This is a genomic window from Massilia aerilata (assembly GCF_042656905.1).
Lineage (GTDB): Bacteria > Pseudomonadota > Gammaproteobacteria > Burkholderiales > Burkholderiaceae_D > Telluria > Telluria aerilata.
The window spans coordinates 556,519-573,593 of record NZ_JBHSMZ010000006.1; the positions used below are offsets into that span (position 1 = coordinate 556,519).

General features: G+C 66.5%; 15 protein-coding genes. 7 read left to right on the forward strand and 8 right to left on the reverse strand.

What is annotated here, in order from left to right:
* Window positions 1-8: 8 nt before the first annotated feature.
* The 6 genes from ACFPO9_RS11615 to ACFPO9_RS11640 all read right to left on the reverse strand — a co-directional run bounded on the left by ACFPO9_RS11615 (window position 9) and on the right by ACFPO9_RS11640 (window position 6,391).
* Window positions 9-746 (reverse strand): SDR family NAD(P)-dependent oxidoreductase, encoded by a 738-nt coding sequence (locus tag ACFPO9_RS11615; RefSeq protein ID WP_379770796.1) that lies wholly within the window; start codon window positions 744-746, stop codon window positions 9-11.
* Window positions 743-3,010 (reverse strand): CoA transferase, encoded by a 2,268-nt coding sequence (locus ACFPO9_RS11620; RefSeq protein WP_379770798.1) that lies wholly within the window; start codon window positions 3,008-3,010, stop codon window positions 743-745. Before ACFPO9_RS11620 ends, ACFPO9_RS11615 begins: the two co-directional genes overlap by 4 nt.
* Window positions 3,007-3,522 (reverse strand): carboxymuconolactone decarboxylase family protein, encoded by a 516-nt coding sequence (locus ACFPO9_RS11625; RefSeq protein WP_379770800.1) that lies wholly within the window; start codon window positions 3,520-3,522, stop codon window positions 3,007-3,009. Before ACFPO9_RS11625 ends, ACFPO9_RS11620 begins: the two co-directional genes overlap by 4 nt.
* A gap of 172 nt (window positions 3,523-3,694) precedes the next feature.
* Window positions 3,695-4,063, reverse strand: a complete 369-nt coding sequence (locus ACFPO9_RS11630; RefSeq protein ID WP_379770802.1) for a Cif family virulence factor — start codon at window positions 4,061-4,063, stop codon at window positions 3,695-3,697.
* Window positions 4,060-5,112: a hypothetical protein gene (locus tag ACFPO9_RS11635; RefSeq protein ID WP_379770804.1), complete on the reverse strand. Its 1,053-nt coding sequence runs from the start codon at window positions 5,110-5,112 to the stop codon at window positions 4,060-4,062. The genes ACFPO9_RS11630 and ACFPO9_RS11635 overlap by 4 nt, the downstream gene beginning before the upstream one ends.
* 4 nt (window positions 5,113-5,116) lie before the next feature.
* Window positions 5,117-6,391, reverse strand: coding sequence for a cytochrome P450 (locus tag ACFPO9_RS11640; protein ID WP_379770806.1), 1,275 nt, complete (start codon window positions 6,389-6,391; stop codon window positions 5,117-5,119).
* A gap of 148 nt (window positions 6,392-6,539) precedes the next feature.
* On the opposite strand from ACFPO9_RS11640, the gene ACFPO9_RS11645 reads away from it, so the two are divergent.
* Window positions 6,540-7,247: a TetR family transcriptional regulator gene (locus tag ACFPO9_RS11645; protein WP_379770809.1), complete on the forward strand. Its 708-nt coding sequence runs from the start codon at window positions 6,540-6,542 to the stop codon at window positions 7,245-7,247.
* Here ACFPO9_RS11645 and ACFPO9_RS11650 read toward each other — a convergent pair.
* Together ACFPO9_RS11650 and ACFPO9_RS11655 are read right to left on the reverse strand one after the other, a co-directional pair.
* The gene (locus ACFPO9_RS11650) at window positions 7,244-8,827 is read right to left on the reverse strand and encodes a phytoene desaturase family protein (RefSeq protein WP_379770811.1); all 1,584 of its coding nucleotides are present in this window, start codon (window positions 8,825-8,827) and stop codon (window positions 7,244-7,246) included. The genes ACFPO9_RS11645 and ACFPO9_RS11650 overlap by 4 nt on opposite strands.
* Before the next feature lie 99 nt (window positions 8,828-8,926).
* Window positions 8,927-9,796, reverse strand: coding sequence for a TetR/AcrR family transcriptional regulator (locus ACFPO9_RS11655; RefSeq protein WP_379770814.1), 870 nt, complete (start codon window positions 9,794-9,796; stop codon window positions 8,927-8,929).
* Window positions 9,797-9,948: 152 nt separating this feature from the next.
* Between ACFPO9_RS11655 and ACFPO9_RS11660 the strand changes: the two genes are divergently transcribed.
* The 6 genes from ACFPO9_RS11660 (at window position 9,949) to ACFPO9_RS11685 (ending at window position 17,068) form a co-directional block, all read left to right on the forward strand.
* On the forward strand, window positions 9,949-11,580 hold the full coding sequence (locus ACFPO9_RS11660) for an ATP-dependent acyl-CoA ligase (RefSeq protein ID WP_379770816.1): 1,632 nt from the start codon (window positions 9,949-9,951) through the stop codon (window positions 11,578-11,580).
* A 45-nt stretch (window positions 11,581-11,625) separates the two neighbouring features.
* A complete protein-coding gene (locus ACFPO9_RS11665) occupies window positions 11,626-12,009 on the forward strand; it encodes a VOC family protein (RefSeq protein WP_379770818.1) in 384 nt (127 codons plus the stop codon).
* 115 nt (window positions 12,010-12,124) lie between these two features.
* Window positions 12,125-14,416: a TonB-dependent receptor gene (locus ACFPO9_RS11670; protein ID WP_379770821.1), complete on the forward strand. Its 2,292-nt coding sequence runs from the start codon at window positions 12,125-12,127 to the stop codon at window positions 14,414-14,416.
* A gap of 19 nt (window positions 14,417-14,435) precedes the next feature.
* Window positions 14,436-15,770: a spinster family MFS transporter gene (locus ACFPO9_RS11675; protein ID WP_379770823.1), complete on the forward strand. Its 1,335-nt coding sequence runs from the start codon at window positions 14,436-14,438 to the stop codon at window positions 15,768-15,770.
* A 60-nt stretch (window positions 15,771-15,830) separates the two neighbouring features.
* Window positions 15,831-16,361 carry a MarR family winged helix-turn-helix transcriptional regulator gene (locus tag ACFPO9_RS11680; protein ID WP_379770825.1) on the forward strand — a complete coding sequence of 177 codons (531 nt, stop codon included), beginning with the start codon at window positions 15,831-15,833 and terminating at the stop codon, window positions 16,359-16,361.
* An 11-nt stretch (window positions 16,362-16,372) separates the two neighbouring features.
* A complete protein-coding gene (locus ACFPO9_RS11685; protein ID WP_379770827.1) occupies window positions 16,373-17,068 on the forward strand; it encodes a TetR/AcrR family transcriptional regulator in 696 nt (231 codons plus the stop codon).
* The last annotated feature ends 7 nt before the right edge of the window (window positions 17,069-17,075 follow it).

The window sequence follows — 17,075 nt, forward strand, 5'->3', positions numbered from 1 at the left end:
GGCCGCGCTCAGGCCAGCAGCAGGCCGCCGTCGACCAGCAAGGTCTGGCCGAGCACATACGCCGCCAGCGGCGAAGCAAGGAAGAGCGCGGCCCCGGCCATGTCGGCGGGGGTGCCGAGCCGTCCCAGCGGAATCTTCCTCAAGGCCGATTCGAGGCGGTCCGGATGATCGGTCGTCACGCGCGTCAGCTTGGTGGCCACCAAGCCGGGCGCAATCCCGTTGACCCGGATGCCGTCGCGCGCCCAGGCCTCGCCCAGGGTACGCGTCAGGCCATAGGCGCCGGTCTTCGATGCGTTGTAGGCCGGTGTCCCGACCGTGGAGTGGAAAGCGGCGGCCGAGCTGACGATGATCATCGATCCCCCGGCCCGCGCCAGCATGCCGTGGAAGCGGTCGCCGCAGGCCATCAGGCTGACCAGGTTGACGTTGACCACTTCGCGGAAAGCGTCGACCTTGAACTCCTCGCGCCGGTAGCGCACGATCCCTTGCGCGCAGACCAGCACGTCGAGCCGCGCGAAGGGCGGCGCTGCCGCCGCAACCGCCGCGGCGTCGCCGACGTCGACCCGGGCGTAGTGCAGCCCTTGCAGGTCCGAATCGGGCGAATCGGCATAATCGGCGGCGCCGGGACGCGTGCCCCACACGTGCACCTCGGCGCCGCGGGCGCGGAAGGCCTGGGCAATGCCGTTGCCGATGCCGCTGGAACCGCCGACGACCAGCACGGTCTTGCCTGAGAAATCAAGTTCGTTCATGGGTGTCCATTCGATGGTTGCAAGGTGCTGCTCAAGCCCTGTTGCTCGAGCGCCGCGACCTGGGCGGCGTCCAGGCCGAGCAGCTTCCAGACTTGTCGGCTGTGCTGGCCCAGGGCCGGTGGGGCGCGATCCAGCGTCAGCGGCAGGTCGCCGAAGTCCCAGAATGCGCCGACCTGCTCGAGTTCCCCGTACACTGCATGCCGGTAGCGCGCGTGCAGGCCGGCCGCCGCATGGCCGGGATCGTCGTGGAAGGCCTCGCCCTGCCGCTCCAGCGCCGGCTCGGCCGGCACGCGCGCAGCACTCAGCAGCGTCAGCGCCTGTTCGCGCCGGCGCGCCGCGAACCAGGCTTCGCGTTGCCCGGGCGCGCCTGCCAGCGCGGCCAGGGCCTGCGCTTCGCATGCGTCCAGTGCCGCCACCGCCAGCCAGCCGTCCAGGCAGCGGTAGAGCCGATGGTCCGGCGATACGCCGGTCTGGGCCGCGTCCAGTGCCGCGATAGGGGTCACCGAGCCATCCGCCAGCATCACCGCTTCGGCGACGGTCGGCAGGGTGGCGCCAAGCAGCGAGGCGCTGACCATCTGCCCTTGCCCGTCCTCGCTTTGCCGGTACAGCGCCAGCAAGACCGCGAACACCGAAGACAAGGCGGCGAAATAGTCGCCAACCCCGAAGCGCAGCCACATGGGAGGATTGCCGGCGCCGCCGCACGCGGTCTCCCAGCCGCAGGCCGCCTGCATCAACTGGTCGAAGCCCGGCCAGTCCTTCTGTTCGCCCGCTGGGCCATACGCGCTGATATGGCAGAACACCAGCGAGGGTTTGATCGCACTGAGGGCGGCATGGTCGACGCCAAGCTTGCGCGCAGCCGGCAGCCGGATGTTGTGATGGACCACGTCGGCCCAGCGCACCAAGGCGGCGAGCGCAGGCTCGGCCCCGGGTTCGCCGAGCTTGAGGGTGACGCCCAGCTTGCCGCGCTGCGTACCCGCAAAGACGCGTTCCAGGCGCCGCATCGCGTCGCCGTCCGGCGGTTCGACCTTGATCACCTCGGCGCCCAGGTCCGCCAGCAGCATGGTGGCAAAGGGACCGGCAAGGTAGGCGCCGAGGTCGAGCACCTTGACGCCGGCAAGCGGCGGCAAGGCGGCGTCGCCGGCCGGCGCCACGGGCGCAGCTTGGAGCCGGGCCCGGGGCGTTGCCGGCGCTACCTCCTCGAGCCCCTGCAAGGGCCCACGCACACGCGGCGGCGGCGCGCCCGTATAAGCCGGCCCAGGCTGCAGTACCGTGCCGCGCCGCGGATCGTCGAGCGCGAGCACATAGCCGTTGACCCGGGCCTGCGTGCTGGCATAGATCGCGCCGAAGGGGGCCGCCACCTGGGCCGCGACGTCATGCGCCCAGAAGTGTTCGACCCAGTCGCGTGCCGGGCGGGTCGCCATGATGGCCTTGTTGGCGCCGAAATTGGGCGCGACGTGGCTGGGCGGGTATGTGGCGTTTTCGGCCGCTACCGCCGCAGGCCCCATGGCCGCCAGCGCCTCGGCCATCCAGGGCGCCTTGTCGGGAGAATAATGGACGTGGACCCAAACGCCATCCAGGCAGCGGTGCAGCGGGATCGGCGTACTTTTCGACAGACCCCGGGCGAACGCCGGCGTCGGCTGCTGCGCACGCGACCAGTGCATGCTCATCGGCGCCAGGGCGGCCTGGGCCAGGCTGGTGTGGGCGACGCCGCCGCGGCCGTCGCGGCGGCGCGCGATCAGGCGCGCCATGATCCCGATGGCGCAGAACCATGCCGCCAGCCAGTTGGCGAAGGGCATGCGCACGAAGATAGGGCCGTCGCGATGGCCGGGCTGCTCGTCGAGCAGGCCCAGACGCGCCAGCACCAAGGTCTCGCGCGCCGGCGCGTTCGCCAGCGGATGCCTGGCCGGCCATCCGCCGATGGCGGAGACAATAAGGCGCGGATAGTTGCGGCTCAGCGCGACGTCGTCCAGGCCATGTGCGAGGGCCTGCGCCGGACCGAGGTCATGCAACAGCACGTCGGAGTGGTCCAGGAGTCGCGCCAGGCTCGCGCGTCCGGCCGGGCTGTCGAGGTCGAGCGCCAGGCGCCGCTTGCCGCGGTTGAGCACCGAGAACAGCACGGCCTCGCTGTCGGGTGCGCCGCCGGGAGGCTCGATCCGGATCACGTCGGCGCCGGCTTCGGACAATTGCAGTCCGGCGGCCGGACCGGCGATGCCGCCGGCAAGTTCGATCACGCGGATGCCTTGCAGGATGGGCAGGTCGTTCACGGCTTGTCCTCATAGGCCTGCTGCACATAGGTCATGCGTCCGCCGGCAAGCATCAGCGCGCAGAACATGTTCAACTCGACGATCTCGGGAATGGCGAAGTGACGCTCGAGCGACTCGAACAAGGCGTCGTCGATCGCCGTGTAGTCGGCCGCGAACAGCTCGGCGTAGCGTAATGCGGCCTGCTCGGCCGGCGTGAAGCGCGCCGCGCTCGAGGACAGGCAGGCCAGGTCTTCCTCGCCGACGCTATCGTCCTTGCGCGCCAGCTGGCAGGCCTTGCAGTTCGTGATCGAGGCGATCCTGAGGCGCACCAGTTCCTTCAGGCGGCCGGGCAGCACGCCGCGCAGATGCATCGCCTCGAGGGTGGCGAGCCAGGCCGCCGCCGCTTCCGGCCGGTGCGCCCAGACCTGGACCGGGAGCGTGGAACTGAGCATGCGGCTGGCGCGGCCGCGTTCGACCGCCGCGCCCAGTTCCGGCGGCAATGCGTCGAGTGGCACCAACGGCAGACGGCTCATGCCGCCGGCCCTGTCACCGGTTTTGCGTCATCGTGCGAGAGTCCGGCCATGCTCGTCTCCTCTCCCGCTGTCGTTTTGGACGATCTCGCGCGGGCAGCTTTGAATGAACAGATTTTGTATTTCTGTTCAATATAGACGCATTTTCCGAAAATGTCGACCGCTCTCGTGAATCTTATTCCTGCCTGATGAAGTAGCGCACCAGCAGCCCGCCGTCCCGCTCGAAGCGATACAGTTCGATCGTGTCGATGACCCTGCCGCCGCTTCTCAGCCGGTTGCGGTTATGGCAGGCCGCTTCGTCGCCGTTGACGATGAGCACGGCTTCCTCGATCTCGACGGCCGCGTTCTGCCCCTCCCACATCGCTTCCAGCACCGCCCAGCCATCGGCCGCCGGGCGGCCGACGTATTCGATCAGCAGGCCGCGCGGCGCGGCCTCGCGATAGGCCGCGAGGAAGCCGGCCTTGTCGCCCGCGTTCCAGCACGCGATCTGGGCGTGCAGGAAGCGCCGGATCGCCTCGGCGCCCATGTTCCCTGTCGTGTTCATGTCGATGCTCCCTCGTCATGCGGCGACGGCCGCAGGTTGCGCGCGCTGCCGTTGCGCCGGTCGGTCTCGCCCCAGCCGAGCGAGCGGTCGGGCTCGCGGGTGTCGCCACGCCGCCGCCAGCGGCCTTCCTGCTGCGCGGTGATCGGGAAGCCGCCGACGAAGTCGATCATCTCGCCCTTCGGGTCCGGTACGAACTCCCAGACCTCGGCGCCGTCGAGCACGATGTGCGCGCGTTCGACGAAATAACTGCCTGGCTTATGCACCACCTCGCCCTCGATATCCGTGGTGCAGCGGATCTCGCCCTTTTCGTTCTGGAAGATGGCATAACCGAGCTTGCCGTGGCCGACCATGAAGGAACCGAGGTCCCAGCTGCCGTCCGTGTAGACGGTGGCGAAGGTCCACCAGATCACATGCATGCCATTGTTGACCACCAGGTCCTTCTGGAAGTGGATGGCGCCACCCTCGGCCATCCATGCCTGGTCCAGGGTGATGAAACCTTTTACCGCCCGGCCTTCGCAAATGCCGGCGACATCGTACAGCTGCGAGACGTAAAACGTGCCCCAGTCGCGGCCCGGCAGATACCATTGCATGCCATTCCCGAGCAGGCGCCCCTCGAGCGCAAACAGCCCTTCTTCGCGCCAGCTGAAGCGCGAGCCGGACGCCGTGATCCGCCATGGCTGGCCAGCTTCGTCCTCGAGGCTGGCCCAGCCGGCGACATCGCCATCCAGCCAGCGCCGCGGGAACATCGTCAGGGCCTGGGCGGCGCTGCGCTCCCTGTCGACGCGCAGCTGACTGCCATCCCCGACCCGGGTCGACTGGTAGATGAATTTGGTCGGGTTCGGGCTGCTGCCGGGCGCGTTGAGCGCGCGCACCATCGCGTAGATGTCCCCTTCCGCGTCGCGCACGCAGCCGAAGGGCATGTGCTTGGTCAGCTTCAGCCCGAAGTGGTCGCGCAGGTCGGCCAGGCCGGCACCCGTCACGCGCTGCGGCCCCACCAGGCACTGGTAATCGAAGTCGGCGCGCGCCGGCACTTTCGTGAATGCCTTCATGGTCTCAGTCCCAAAGTACGTGGATGTGGGCAGCGCCCCGCAACTGGGCGCCCTCGATGACCGGGGGCGGCATGTCCGGGTCGAGGCGCAGGCCGGGGAGCAGGTCGAGGATGGCATTGACGGCGCAGCCAAGCTCCAGCTTCGCGACGAACTGGCCGATGCACATGTGCGGGCCGAAGCCGAAGCCGAACGACGGCCTGGGTTTTCGGTCGATATCGAACACGTCCGGGTTCTCGAACACGTCCTCGTCGCGGTTGGCGGCGACGACCATGCACTGGACGAAGGCGCCTTTCGGGATCGTCACCCCGTGGAATTCGACCTCTCTGGCGGTTTCGCGCACCTTGAAGGTAGCGACCGGCTCGAAGCGGACCGCCTCGTCAATCAGCTTCGGCACCAGGCCGCGGTCGGCACGCACGCGGTCCTGCAGGCCCGGGGTCGTCAGCAGCAGCGTCATGACCGAGCTGAACGTGCGCGTCGTGGTTTCGCCGGCCGCCGGCAGCAGGGAACGTACGAAGGTGGTGACCTCGTGGTCGTCCAGCATGCGGCCCTGGTGCTCGGCGCGCAGCAGGCGGCCGATCAGGTCGTCGCCCAAGCTGCCCTCCGCGCGCCGCCGCACCACGACTTCCATGATCGCGTCGTACAGCGCCTTGACCGCGATGCCGGCGTTGCGGCGCGCCTCGTCGGCCTTGGCGGGATCGACCTGGTTACCGCCGACCATCGCCAGCGCCCAGCCGGCATAGCGCCGATAAGCTTGCGGGTCATCGGTGGGGAAGCCCATCAGCGCGTACATCTCGCGGATCGGGAACGCCAGCCCGAATGCCATCAGGTCGGCCTTCTTGTCGCCCGCCATCGGCTCGAGGAAGTCCTTGCGGATGACGGCGTCGATCTGGCCGCGCCACTTATTCACCGTCTCCGGCATGAAGGCCGGCTGCAGCAGCGCGCGTACCTGGCGGTGCTGCTCGCCGTCCATGGCCAGCACGATCAGGCCGCCGAAGAAGGCGCCCAGTCCCTCGGCGATGAAGCCGCTGGTGTAGGCCTCGGCATCCCGCAAGACCGCCATCACGTCCTTGTGGCGGAACAGGGCAAAGGTCGGACGCGACCCCTGCTGCATGCCGGCATTCGTCGGCACCGCGAACTGGCGGATGAAGTCGCCGATGAAGATCGACGAACGCTCCCGTGCGAGCCGGCATGCGGCATGGATGTCGCCCTTGCCCTTGTAGGTGTCGGATACCGCCGAATAGGCGCTTTCCAGGTCGATCGTGTCGCTGGCGGTGTTCATCCTGTCTCCTTATATGGACAATTTCTTTAATCGTGTTCACATGTTAGCGCCAGGAGGGCGGTCCGCGGACATTGGCGCCAGCTGTTTTATTTGACTGAGGGTCAAGCGGCGTGGGATAACATCGCTTGCCTCCATCGAACCGATTGCCATGCCCGACCTGCCGGAAACCAGCAACAGCCCCGTCGCCAGCCCCGCTTCGGCCAAGGCGCCGCCCAACAAGCGCGACACGCTCAGGCGCATCGCGGCGGCTGCGCGCCGCGAGTTCGCCGCCAGGGGCCTGGCAGAGGCGCGCGTGGACGACATCGCCCAGGCGGCCGGCGTCACCAAGCAGCTGGTCTACCACTATTTCCGCAGCAAGGACGAGCTGTTCGCCTGTGTGCTGGACGAGTCGTCGGCGCTGGCCATGGACGCGCTGCTGGCACTGGAGCTGGACCACCTGCCCCCGCGCGAAGCGCTGCGCGCCCTGCTCGACCGGATGCTGCTGCCCTACCACGATGAGGAATTGCGCGCGCTGGCGCAGGAGGGCATCCGCTATCACCAGACGCATACCACGCCGCGCAACAGCTTCACCGGCATGGCGCCGCAGCTGAACGAAAAGATGCGCGCGACACTGGCGCGCGGGATTGCCAGCGGCGCCTTCCGCGCCGACATCGACGCCGACCTGCTGCTGGCGATGGCGGCGCTGGCAACCACCAGTGCCTATGTCAACCGTTACACGGTGGCGACGCTGGCCGGACTGGACGTGGCCACCGGCACGGGCGCCGATACCTGGCGCCGGTTCGCGGTGGCGTTCGTGCTGTCGGCGGTCGAGCGCGAGCGCAGCGCGCTGGATCCGCTGACGCGCGACGCGGCCTAGCGTCCCGAAAGGAAACGCTCGACCCGTTGCGCCGCGATCCTTCCGGGCAAGCCGTTGATGCCGCCGCCCGGGTGGACGCCGGCGCCGCCGAGGAAGAGGCCGGCAACCGGCAGCGTAGCGCCGCCGAGCCCCGCCGCCGGGCGCATCAGTGCGCTGCGCGCCGGGCTGGTATCGATATGCACCACGCAGCCGCGATGCACGTTCAGCCGTGCGGCCAGGTCCGGGGCGGCCTCGATGCGCCGGCCGATCTCGTATTCCTTCAACCCGTCCATGTAGGCGGCCGCCTGGTCGATCACCTGCTGCCCAACCCGGGCGCGGATGGCGTCCCAGCCTTCACGCGGCTCGACCGGCATCGCCACCGGATACAGGTAGACGATGTCCTGGCCGGGCGGCGACTGGCCGGGATCGACGGCGGACGGTGCGGTCATCCAGAGATAGGGCAGCCTGGACACCTCGCCGCGCGCGGCGCAGCGGAAGTTGTCGAGCACCGCCTCCGAAGTGCCGACCAGCAGCACGCTCTTGCGCAGGCTGAGCCCATCGGGACGCATGGCCTCATGGCGCGAATAAGCGACCTGGCCCGACAAGGCCACGTCCACTTTCAGCGGTGAGGCGCCGTGGGCGTTGGACGGCGCCAGCGCGACCCGGGTCAGGGTCCGGCGATCGAGCGCACCCGGCGTGACCATCTCCAGCGCCATCTTCGGATGCAGGGAGGCGATCACCGTCCGCGCCTCGACCAGCCGGCCGTCGGCCAGCCGCACGCCGCCGACCCGCCCGCCCTCGGCGAGGATTTCGGCGACCGGCGATGACAAGAGGATATCGCCGCCCAGTTCGCGCAGCCGGGCCGCCAAGGCATCCGACAGGGTCTGCATGCCGCCGACCGCGCGGCCCAGGCCGAAGCGATGGATGAAGCCCAGCAGCGCAAAGTAGATGCCGGTGGCTTCGGCGGCGATCGGTCCGGCGGCGCCCAGCAGGCAGCACAGGGCCGACTGCGTCACCGGGTGTTCGAAGCGTTCCATGACCGAGGTGTAGGCCGGGCTGCCGATCAGCGCCATCAGCTCGGGTTTCAGCTTGCGGTGCTTCAGGAGCGCCCGCAGCGACTGCCACTTGGCGCCGAGGTTGAGCCGGGCCGGATCGACCCGCATCATCGGGATCGCCATGTCGATGAAGGCATCCACCAGCTTCATCAGCGCCAGGAACTCGTCGGCGTCACGGCTCGAGAAGCGCCGGATCTCGGCCGCCGTCTGCGCCGCGCTGCGGCCGAACACCAGCGAATTGCCGTCCGGGTGGAGATAGACATAGCCCGGCTCCATGTCCACCTGGCGAAAGCCGTGACGCTCCAGCTGCAGTTCGCGCGGCATCATGGGATGCACGCGCAGTGACATCAGGTCGAGAGCGCAGGGATGAACCAGGTGGCGCGGCGCCTCCGGGATCAGGTATCCGCTGGAGGCCATGCCGCCGATCTTGTCGCGCGCCTCGATGACCACCACCTTCCTGCCGGCGGCGGCCAGGTAGCAGGCAGCCGCCATGCCATTGTGCCCACCCCCGACGATCGCCGCGTCGTATTGCTTCATTCCCGTCATGCCGTCTCCTTCCGCTCGCGCGGATTATCGTGTGCTCATTGGAACACGGCCGGGCACGCCGGCGACAGCGGAACGGTTTGACTCCTCGTCAAAGCAAGGCTAGCGGCGCGCCACCCTACCCGACACCAGCATGTGGACGAAGCGTTCGATGCGGCGCATCAGGTTACGGCGGTCGGGACCGGCCGGCACCAGCACGTCGCTCATGATGTAGCGCACCATCAGCTCGCACACCAGTTCACGGTCGATCACGATGCCATGCCGTTCTTCCCAGGCGTCGAACACCATGGACAGGATGTCCTGGAAGCGGTGCACCGAGTCGGTGAAGATGCGCTGCAGCCAGCGAGTGGCGTAGTCCGGGGCCACCAGCAGCAGGCGCCGCGCGCGGCTGGTTTCGAGATAGTTGTCGATGAAGTCGAGCAGCGCCTGGAAGCGTTCGTCCGGGTCGTTCGATGCCGCGATCGTCAGCAAGGTGGCATGGAACTGGTCGCGCTTGTGGCGCGAAAAAGCGTCCAGCAGGTCGTCCTGCGAAGAAAAGTAACGGTAGAAGGTGCCGCGCGAAATACCGACTTCCTCGCAGACGTCGAGGATCGAGATCCGTTCCGCCCCCGAGCGCAGGATGATTTCTTCGGTGACTGCCAGGATCTTGGCGATGGTGTCGCTCGACCGCTTGTTCAGCTTGGCCTTGGGTGCGGCGGTACGCGCCGTCAGCGGCGCTCGCGCCCCCTCCAGCTTGGGCGCAGGCTTCGCGGCCGGCTTGACGGCCGGTTTGGCCACCACTGCTGCCGCCGGCTTGGCGCGTGGCGCCGCCTTGGCCGCAGGCGTGGCGGGTGCTTTGGCCGCAGGCGTGGCGGATGGTCTGGCCGCCGGCTTGGCGCGCGTCGCCGCCACCTTCGCGTCAGGCACGGCCTTGGCGCCAGCCTTCGGCTTCGGCGCCGCCGTCTTCTTCACTGCTTTGACTGAACCGGTCATTGTTTTATTTGCACACGTTCCTGGAACGGCGATTGTAGCGCATGGCCATAGCTGCGGAAAGCGCATCCTCAGGCGATTTCAAGCTTTTCTTTGACACTTTTTGAGTTTGTGTTTATATTTCAAGCACAAATAAACGCAAAACAGGAGACGACATGGCAGGCATGGGCAACCCCGATACCTGGTCGGTGGGTCAGCAGGACACCATCATCGCCGCACTCGACAGGGCAGTCGCGGCCCATCCCGAGCGAGTGCTGCTCGATTTTGGCGGCGAGCTGACCACTTATGGCGAATTCGACCAATTGACGACCCGCCTCGCGCACTCGCTGGCCGGACTGGGCCTGCGTGCCGGCGACACCATCCTTACCATGCTCGACAATAATATCGACGCAGTGGCGGGATGGATCGCAGCGAACAAGCTGTGCGCGGTCAGCGTGCCGGTGAACACCGCACTGCGCGGCGAGTTCCTGCGCCACCAGATCGCCGACTCGAAGGCGCGCATCCTGATCTGCGAGGCGGATTACGTCGAGCGCATCGCCCAGGTGGCGGAGGGGCTGCCGGATGCCGCGCTGATCCTGTACCGCGGCAAGCTGGATACGCTGCCGCCCTGCCCGATCCGGATCGACCCGATCGACCAGCACCGCGGCCACTGCGACGAGCCGATCGCCAGCAAGCCAACGCCGTCCGACCTGGCATGCATCGTCTACACCTCCGGCACCACCGGCCCATCCAAGGGCTGCATGCTGAGCTACAACTACATGTGCAACCTGGCGCGCCTGCAGCTGCGCGCGGGCCCGGCCACCGCCGACGACATCACCATCACGCCCCTGCCGCTATTCCACATGAACGCCATGTGCGTCGGCGTGCTGTCGAACATCCTGGTCGGTGCGCGCGTGGCGATCGTGCCGCGCTTCTCGGTGTCGAATTTCTGGCCCGAGGTCGAGCGCAGCGGCGCCACCATCGCCTCGATCCTGGGCGGCATGGGCGGCCTGCTGGCCCAGGCGCCGGACAGCGACGCGATGCGGCGCTGCTTCGGCCAGATCCATACCGTGCGCGGCAATCCGTTCACCGAGGAGACCAAGAAGATCTGGCGCGAGCGCTTTGGCGCCCGGCAGGTTGGCGGCAACGGCTACGGCCTGACCGAGGCCAGCGTGATCACCTCGCTGCCCGGCGGCGAATACGCGGCGCCGGGCTCCTCCGGCAAGCGCATCCCCGACTTCGATGTCCGCATCGTCGACGACCTCGACCGCGAACTGCCCGCCAATACGCCTGGCGAGATCGTGGTACGCCCGCTGCGTCCCGACATCATGTTCATGGGCTACTGGGGCCGCCCGGCCGATACCATGAAAGTGATGCGCAACATGTGGTTCCACAGCGGCGACATCGGCAAGTTCGACGAGGACGGATTCTTCTATTTTGTCGACCGCAAGAAGGACTACCTGCGCCGCCGCGGCGAGAACATCTCCAGTTTCGAGATGGAAGCGGCATTCGCCGCCCACCCCGACATCGAGGAGGTCGCGGTGCATGCGGTTCCGTCGGACAAAGGCGAGGACGACGTCAAGGTCACGGCGATCCTGAAACCCGGCTGCGCGCTGTTGCCGGAAGCCCTGTTCCACTGGGCGGTCGATGCCGTTCCCTACTACGCACTGCCGCGGTACATCGAATTTCGTAGCTCGATGCCGAAGAATCCACAGGGACGGGTGCTGAAGTACCAGTTGCGCGAAGAAGGATGCACCACAAGCACCTGGGACCTGGAGGCCACCGACATCAAGGTCAGCAAGCGCTGATCCGCACCCAGACCATTTCATGCACCGGAAGCAGGAGACCATGGTATGACCATCATCACTCATTTCACGCTGGGCACGCGCGATCTCGAACGCGCCAGGACATTCTACGACCACGTGCTGGCGCCGCTCGGCTTCACGCGCCTGCTGGACATCGAAGGCCGTATCTGCGGCTGGGGCATCGGGGCGCCCCAGTTCATGGTGGGCTATCCCCGCAACGGCGAACCGGCCACGGCCAGCAATGGCCTGACCATCGGCCTGGCCGCGCCGAACCGGGCGGCGATCGACGAATTCCATCGCCGTGCGCTCGCGCTCGGGGCCCTTGACGAAGGCGCGCCCGGCCCGCGTCCGGTTGCACCGAACGCCTACGCGGCCTATATCCGCGACCCGGATGGGCACAAGGTCGCCGCGTCCTGCCGCACGCCCGAATAGCACCTGCGGCTGTTCGCCGCATCCGGACATCGCACCGCGCAAGCATGGCCAACAATGCGCGCGGCGCGCCGACTTCAGCCGGTCGAGAACGATAACAACGATCACGGAGACAAGCATGATCCCATTCGCTCCACTGCGCGTGCTGGCGGGCAGCTGCGCCATGTCCATCCTCGGCGGTGCCGCGCTTGCCGCACCGCCTGAAATGGCGCCCGACGCGGCACCATCCGGCACGCAAGTGGAGACCGACGCGGCACCCGCAGTACCGAAAGTCATCGTCACATCGCAACGCCGCGAACAGGCACTGCAGGAGGTCCCGGCGGCAGTCACGGCCATCGACGCCAAAGAACTGTCCAGGCGCCAGATCGGCGACATCAAGGCGCTCAGCGCCAATGCCCCATCCCTGCTCATCAGCGATACCCCGGTCGGCAAGAACAACATGATCATCGGCATGCGCGGCATTGCGCCGACCTCGATCTCGTCGAATAACGACCCGACCGTCGGCATCTACGTCAATGGCGTGTACTACGCCCGTACCGCGGGCGCCAACGCGGCCATGGTCGACATGGATGCGGTCGAGGTGATTCGCGGACCGCAGGGCACGCTGTTCGGCCGCAACACCATCGGCGGCGCATTGAACATGACGACCAGGGCGCCGCAGCAGGCGTTCGAAGGCAGCCTGACCGCGGGCGTGGGCAACTTTGACCAGCGCGCGCTGACCGGTATCCTCAATCTCCCGCTGGGCAAGGCCACGGCCCTGCGCCTGGTGGCCGATGGCCTCAGGCACGAAGGATACGGGCGGAGCGCGCCGCTCGGCGAGCAGCTCGGCGACGAGGACCGGCGCTACTTCCGTGCCTCGCTTCGCAGCAGGCCGCTGCGCGACCTGCTGGTCGACCTGACCTATGACAAATTCAGCAGCGACGCGGCGTCCCAGGTCTGGATCGTCAATTACTTCGATCCTGCCATCGCAGCACGCACGCTGGCCCCCGTCGCGCAATATGTCCAGGACGGCGGCTATACCAGCCAGGCCGGCTTCAATCCGCGCAATACGACCGATGTAAGCAACTCGACCGCGACGCTGCGATGGAACACCGGACCGGCCACGCTGAAGTCCATCAGCGCATACCGTCATCTGTCGACCGTCAGCGGCTACGACCTCGACGCGACCCCGGTCTTCGTCAACCAGTTGCAGCGCTACGCCGTCAGCGGCCACCAGTTCACACAGGAGCTGCAGGTGTATGGCAACGCCATGGAAGACCGCCTCGACTGGATCGCCGGGGCCTATTACTTCAGCGAGGGGCTGCGCGACAGCAGCCTGGTGACGACGCCCTCCGGAGCCAATACCCTCGGGCGCCTCAACGCATTCGACTCGCGCCAGACCTCGGCGAGCGTATTCGGGCAGCTGTCCTATGCCGTGCTGCCGCAGCTGCGTGCCACCGCCGGTGCGCGCCTGGTCAGGGACGAGCGCGAAGTCGACTATTCCACCCCGCGCTACCTGCTACAGAGCGGGACCATGTTGGCGGGTAACGCCGGCTGCGCCCTGGCCGCGGCCGGGCTCGACCAAGGCGGCTGCCATTATGTGCCGCCCGCGCTGCACGCCCGCTACACGCCGTGGACGCTCGGCCTCGACTACAAGCTGGGCAGCGACACGCTTGTGTACGGCAAGGTGTCGCGCGGCTTCCGATCTGGCGGCTTCCAGCCCGGAGGCGCCACCAGCGCGTTCGGCTACGCGCCTTTCGACAAAGAACAGGTGATGTCGTACGAGGCGGGCTCGAAGATGGAACTGCTCGAGCACAGGCTGCGCCTGAACCTGGCTGCCTATCTGGCCAAATACAAGGACATCCAGCAAATCACGCCGCAGTTCCCACCCGGCAGCACGACGACCATCAGCTCGGTGATGAATGCCGGCGACGCCACCGTCAAGGGCCTTGAACTCGACGCCGTGCTGCGCCTGGCGGACCTGAGCCTGAGCGCCGGCATCGGCTTGACCGATCCCGAATTCGACAACGGTCCGTTCAAGGGTTTGACATTCGTCACCACCGCCAAGACCACCGCCGCTGTGGGAGCGGATTATCCGCTGGTCACGCCGCTCGGGCAGCTCGACCTGCACCTCGACTACAACTGGCGCTCCAAAGTGGCCTACTTCCAGCCAGTGAACACAAATACCTTGCCCTTCCAGGCCCTGACGGCCGGGCAAGTCGCCTCGAACACCCAGCCGGCATTCGGCCTGCTGAATGCCATGGCCACGCTGAAGCTGGCGGGCGACCGGACGCGCGTCAGCCTGTGGGCCAAGAATCTGGCCGGCAAATACTACTGGGCCCGTTCGAACTCCTTCTACATCCAGGGCTATAACAACCAGACCCCTGGCGACCCGCGCACTTTCGGCATCAAGCTCGAGCTCCGCTTTTAACGCCAACCTGGAAAACGACATGGAAATCCTTCCGCGACAACGGCTGGCGGCCCCCTATCCCAGCCTGGGCTACGCCGCCTGGGTAATCGGCGTGCTGTTCCTGGTCACCCTGTTTTCCCAGCTCGACCGCCAGTTGCCGGCCCTGCTGGTGCGTCCGATCCGCGCCCATTTTCAGATCTCGGACACCTCGTTCAGCCTGTTGCAGGGTTATGCCTTCTCGATCTGTTATACCTTGATGGGACTGCCTCTCGGGCGTCTGGTCGATCGCGCAGTGCGGCGTAACCTGATTTTCTGGGGCTTGCTGTTCTGGACCGTGATGACTGCCCTGTCCGGGTTTGCCAACTCCTACACAGTACTTTTCCTCGCACGCATGGGGGTCGGCGTCGGCGAAGCGGTGCTTGCTCCCGCTGCCTATTCGATCATCGCCGACTACGTGGCACCCGAGCGACGTGGGAGGGCTCTGGCCTTCTACTATACCTCGCTGGCGGTGGGTTCCGGCGCATCCATGCTGCTGGGGGGCTGGCTCCTTGGTGCGATCCCCAAAGAAGGGATGGCGCTGCCCCTGCTGGGCGTATTACCGGCCTGGCGCATCTGTTTCCTGGCAGCCGCCGCGCCCGGCATCGTGCTCGGCGCCCTGCTGTTCAGCGTACGCGAACCAGTGCGGCGCGAGCAAAGCGCAGAGGCGAAGCATTGCACCGTCCGTGAGTTCCTGGCTTTCCTCGGTCAGCACCGACCTACCTTCGCGCGCCTGCTGACGTATCCTGCGTTGCTGGCGATGATCGGCTACGGCATGCTGTCGTGGGCGCCCGCCCTGTTCGACAGGCGCTTCCACATGCCATCCAGCCGCGCCGGCATCGTCCTCGGCGCAATCATCGCTGCCGCGGGCCTGGGTGGTACCTTGCTTAGCGGCTACCTGAGCGACCGCTGGCTTCGCAAGGGGGTGCACGCGGCGCGCTTCCGGGTCTCGCTGGTCGGCACCCTGATCTGCGCACCGATGGCAGCGCTTTGGCCACTGGCCCCGGACGCGACCACAGCCTTTGTACTGCTCGGCTGCGCCGTTCTGGGCTTGAGCATCTCACAGTCGGCGGCCCCGGCATGCATCCAGGAGATTTGCCCGAACAACATGCGCGGCCAGGCGATCTCGGTCTATCTTCTGATCGCCGGCCTGTTAGGCATCGGACTGGGGCCGACACTGGTCGCGCTCGTGTCCGACCTTATCTTCCACGACGATACCAAACTGCACTGGGCGCTCAGCACCACCGTCCTGCCGACTGCGCTGGTGGCAATCTGGCTTTGCTGGTCGGGCCTGAATGCGTTCGAGTCCACGCGCACAGCAGTCCAGGAACATAAGTAGAACCGGCGAAGGACAGCGACAGCCTTCGTCTGCCATCGACTCGACTAACGAAAAGCAAATATGCACGCACCACCAGCGCCATCCCAAGTTGACACGATGCTTCCGGAACGATTCGCCATCGCCCTGCACGCTACCGCGCGCGCCTGGCGCCTGGGGCTCGACGCACGGCTGAAGAACCTGGGCATCGGCCAGGCCGGCTGGCTGGCCATAGCCGCCATTGCCAAGTCGACGCCTGAGCTGTCCCAACGCGCGATCGCCGAGCGCCTGGGTGTGGAAGCCGCATCGATGGTTGCGATGATTGACCGACTGGAAAGCCTTGGATTGGTCGAGCGCATGCCCTGCCGGTCGGACCGGCGTATCAAGCTTGTCCGCTTGACTGCCTCCGGGTGCAAACTGCATGGGAAGGTACAAGCGGAGGCGAATGCATTTCGCACGAATATACTGGCCGGGGTGGATTCTGCGCATTTGGAGCAGGTCGCCGAATTGCTCGTCCGGCTGAACGGGGACATCGAGCGTGAACTTGGCAACTTGTCGCCTCGTGGGCGGCAGAAAAAAGGCTGCGTTACCCTTGCCCCTTCGGTTTTTCAATGAGGGAACTATCCATGAGGTGGCAAAGGCGCAAGGATGCGCGTCCCGCGGAGATCGTCGATGCGGCGATCAGCGTCTTTACAGAAAAGGGTTACGCAGCGACCAGGCTCGACGAAGTCGCGAAACGCGCCGGCATTGCAAAAGGCACTCTCTATCTATATTTCGACACAAAGGAAGACATCTTCCGGGCGGCGGCCCACCATGCCTTCGAGTCCAACTTGGATGCTGTTGGCGCGGCTGACTCCGCGCCATGGACATCGCTGCGCGAACGCCTGCCAGAGCTGCTGCTCCGTTTGATTGACGTGGCAAACGAAAACCGATTCCCGGCGATATTCCGCATGGTTATCAGCGAAAGTCGCCTGTTCCCGGATCTGGCACGCATATGGCATGACGATGTCGCATCCCGCATCCTTGACCTGATCACAACGCTGGTTGTCCAGGCACAGATCCGCGGCGAGGTCAGAGATGGCGACCCTCGGCTATTCGCATTTTCCATCACCGGGCCACTCCTGGCCGGAATGCTGTTTCGCGAGACTTACGGCGCATTCAGTTCTCACACACCTGAGCTACAAGCCTTGGCATTACAGCACGCGACTACCGTGCTGGACGGCTTGATGCTGCCAGCACAAGCGCAGGCAGATGCATCCACTTTTAAAAGTTCTGGTGTGCATCCTGATGAGCCGCGCATCACTGGAGCCAGTAATATCTGAAGAGGCG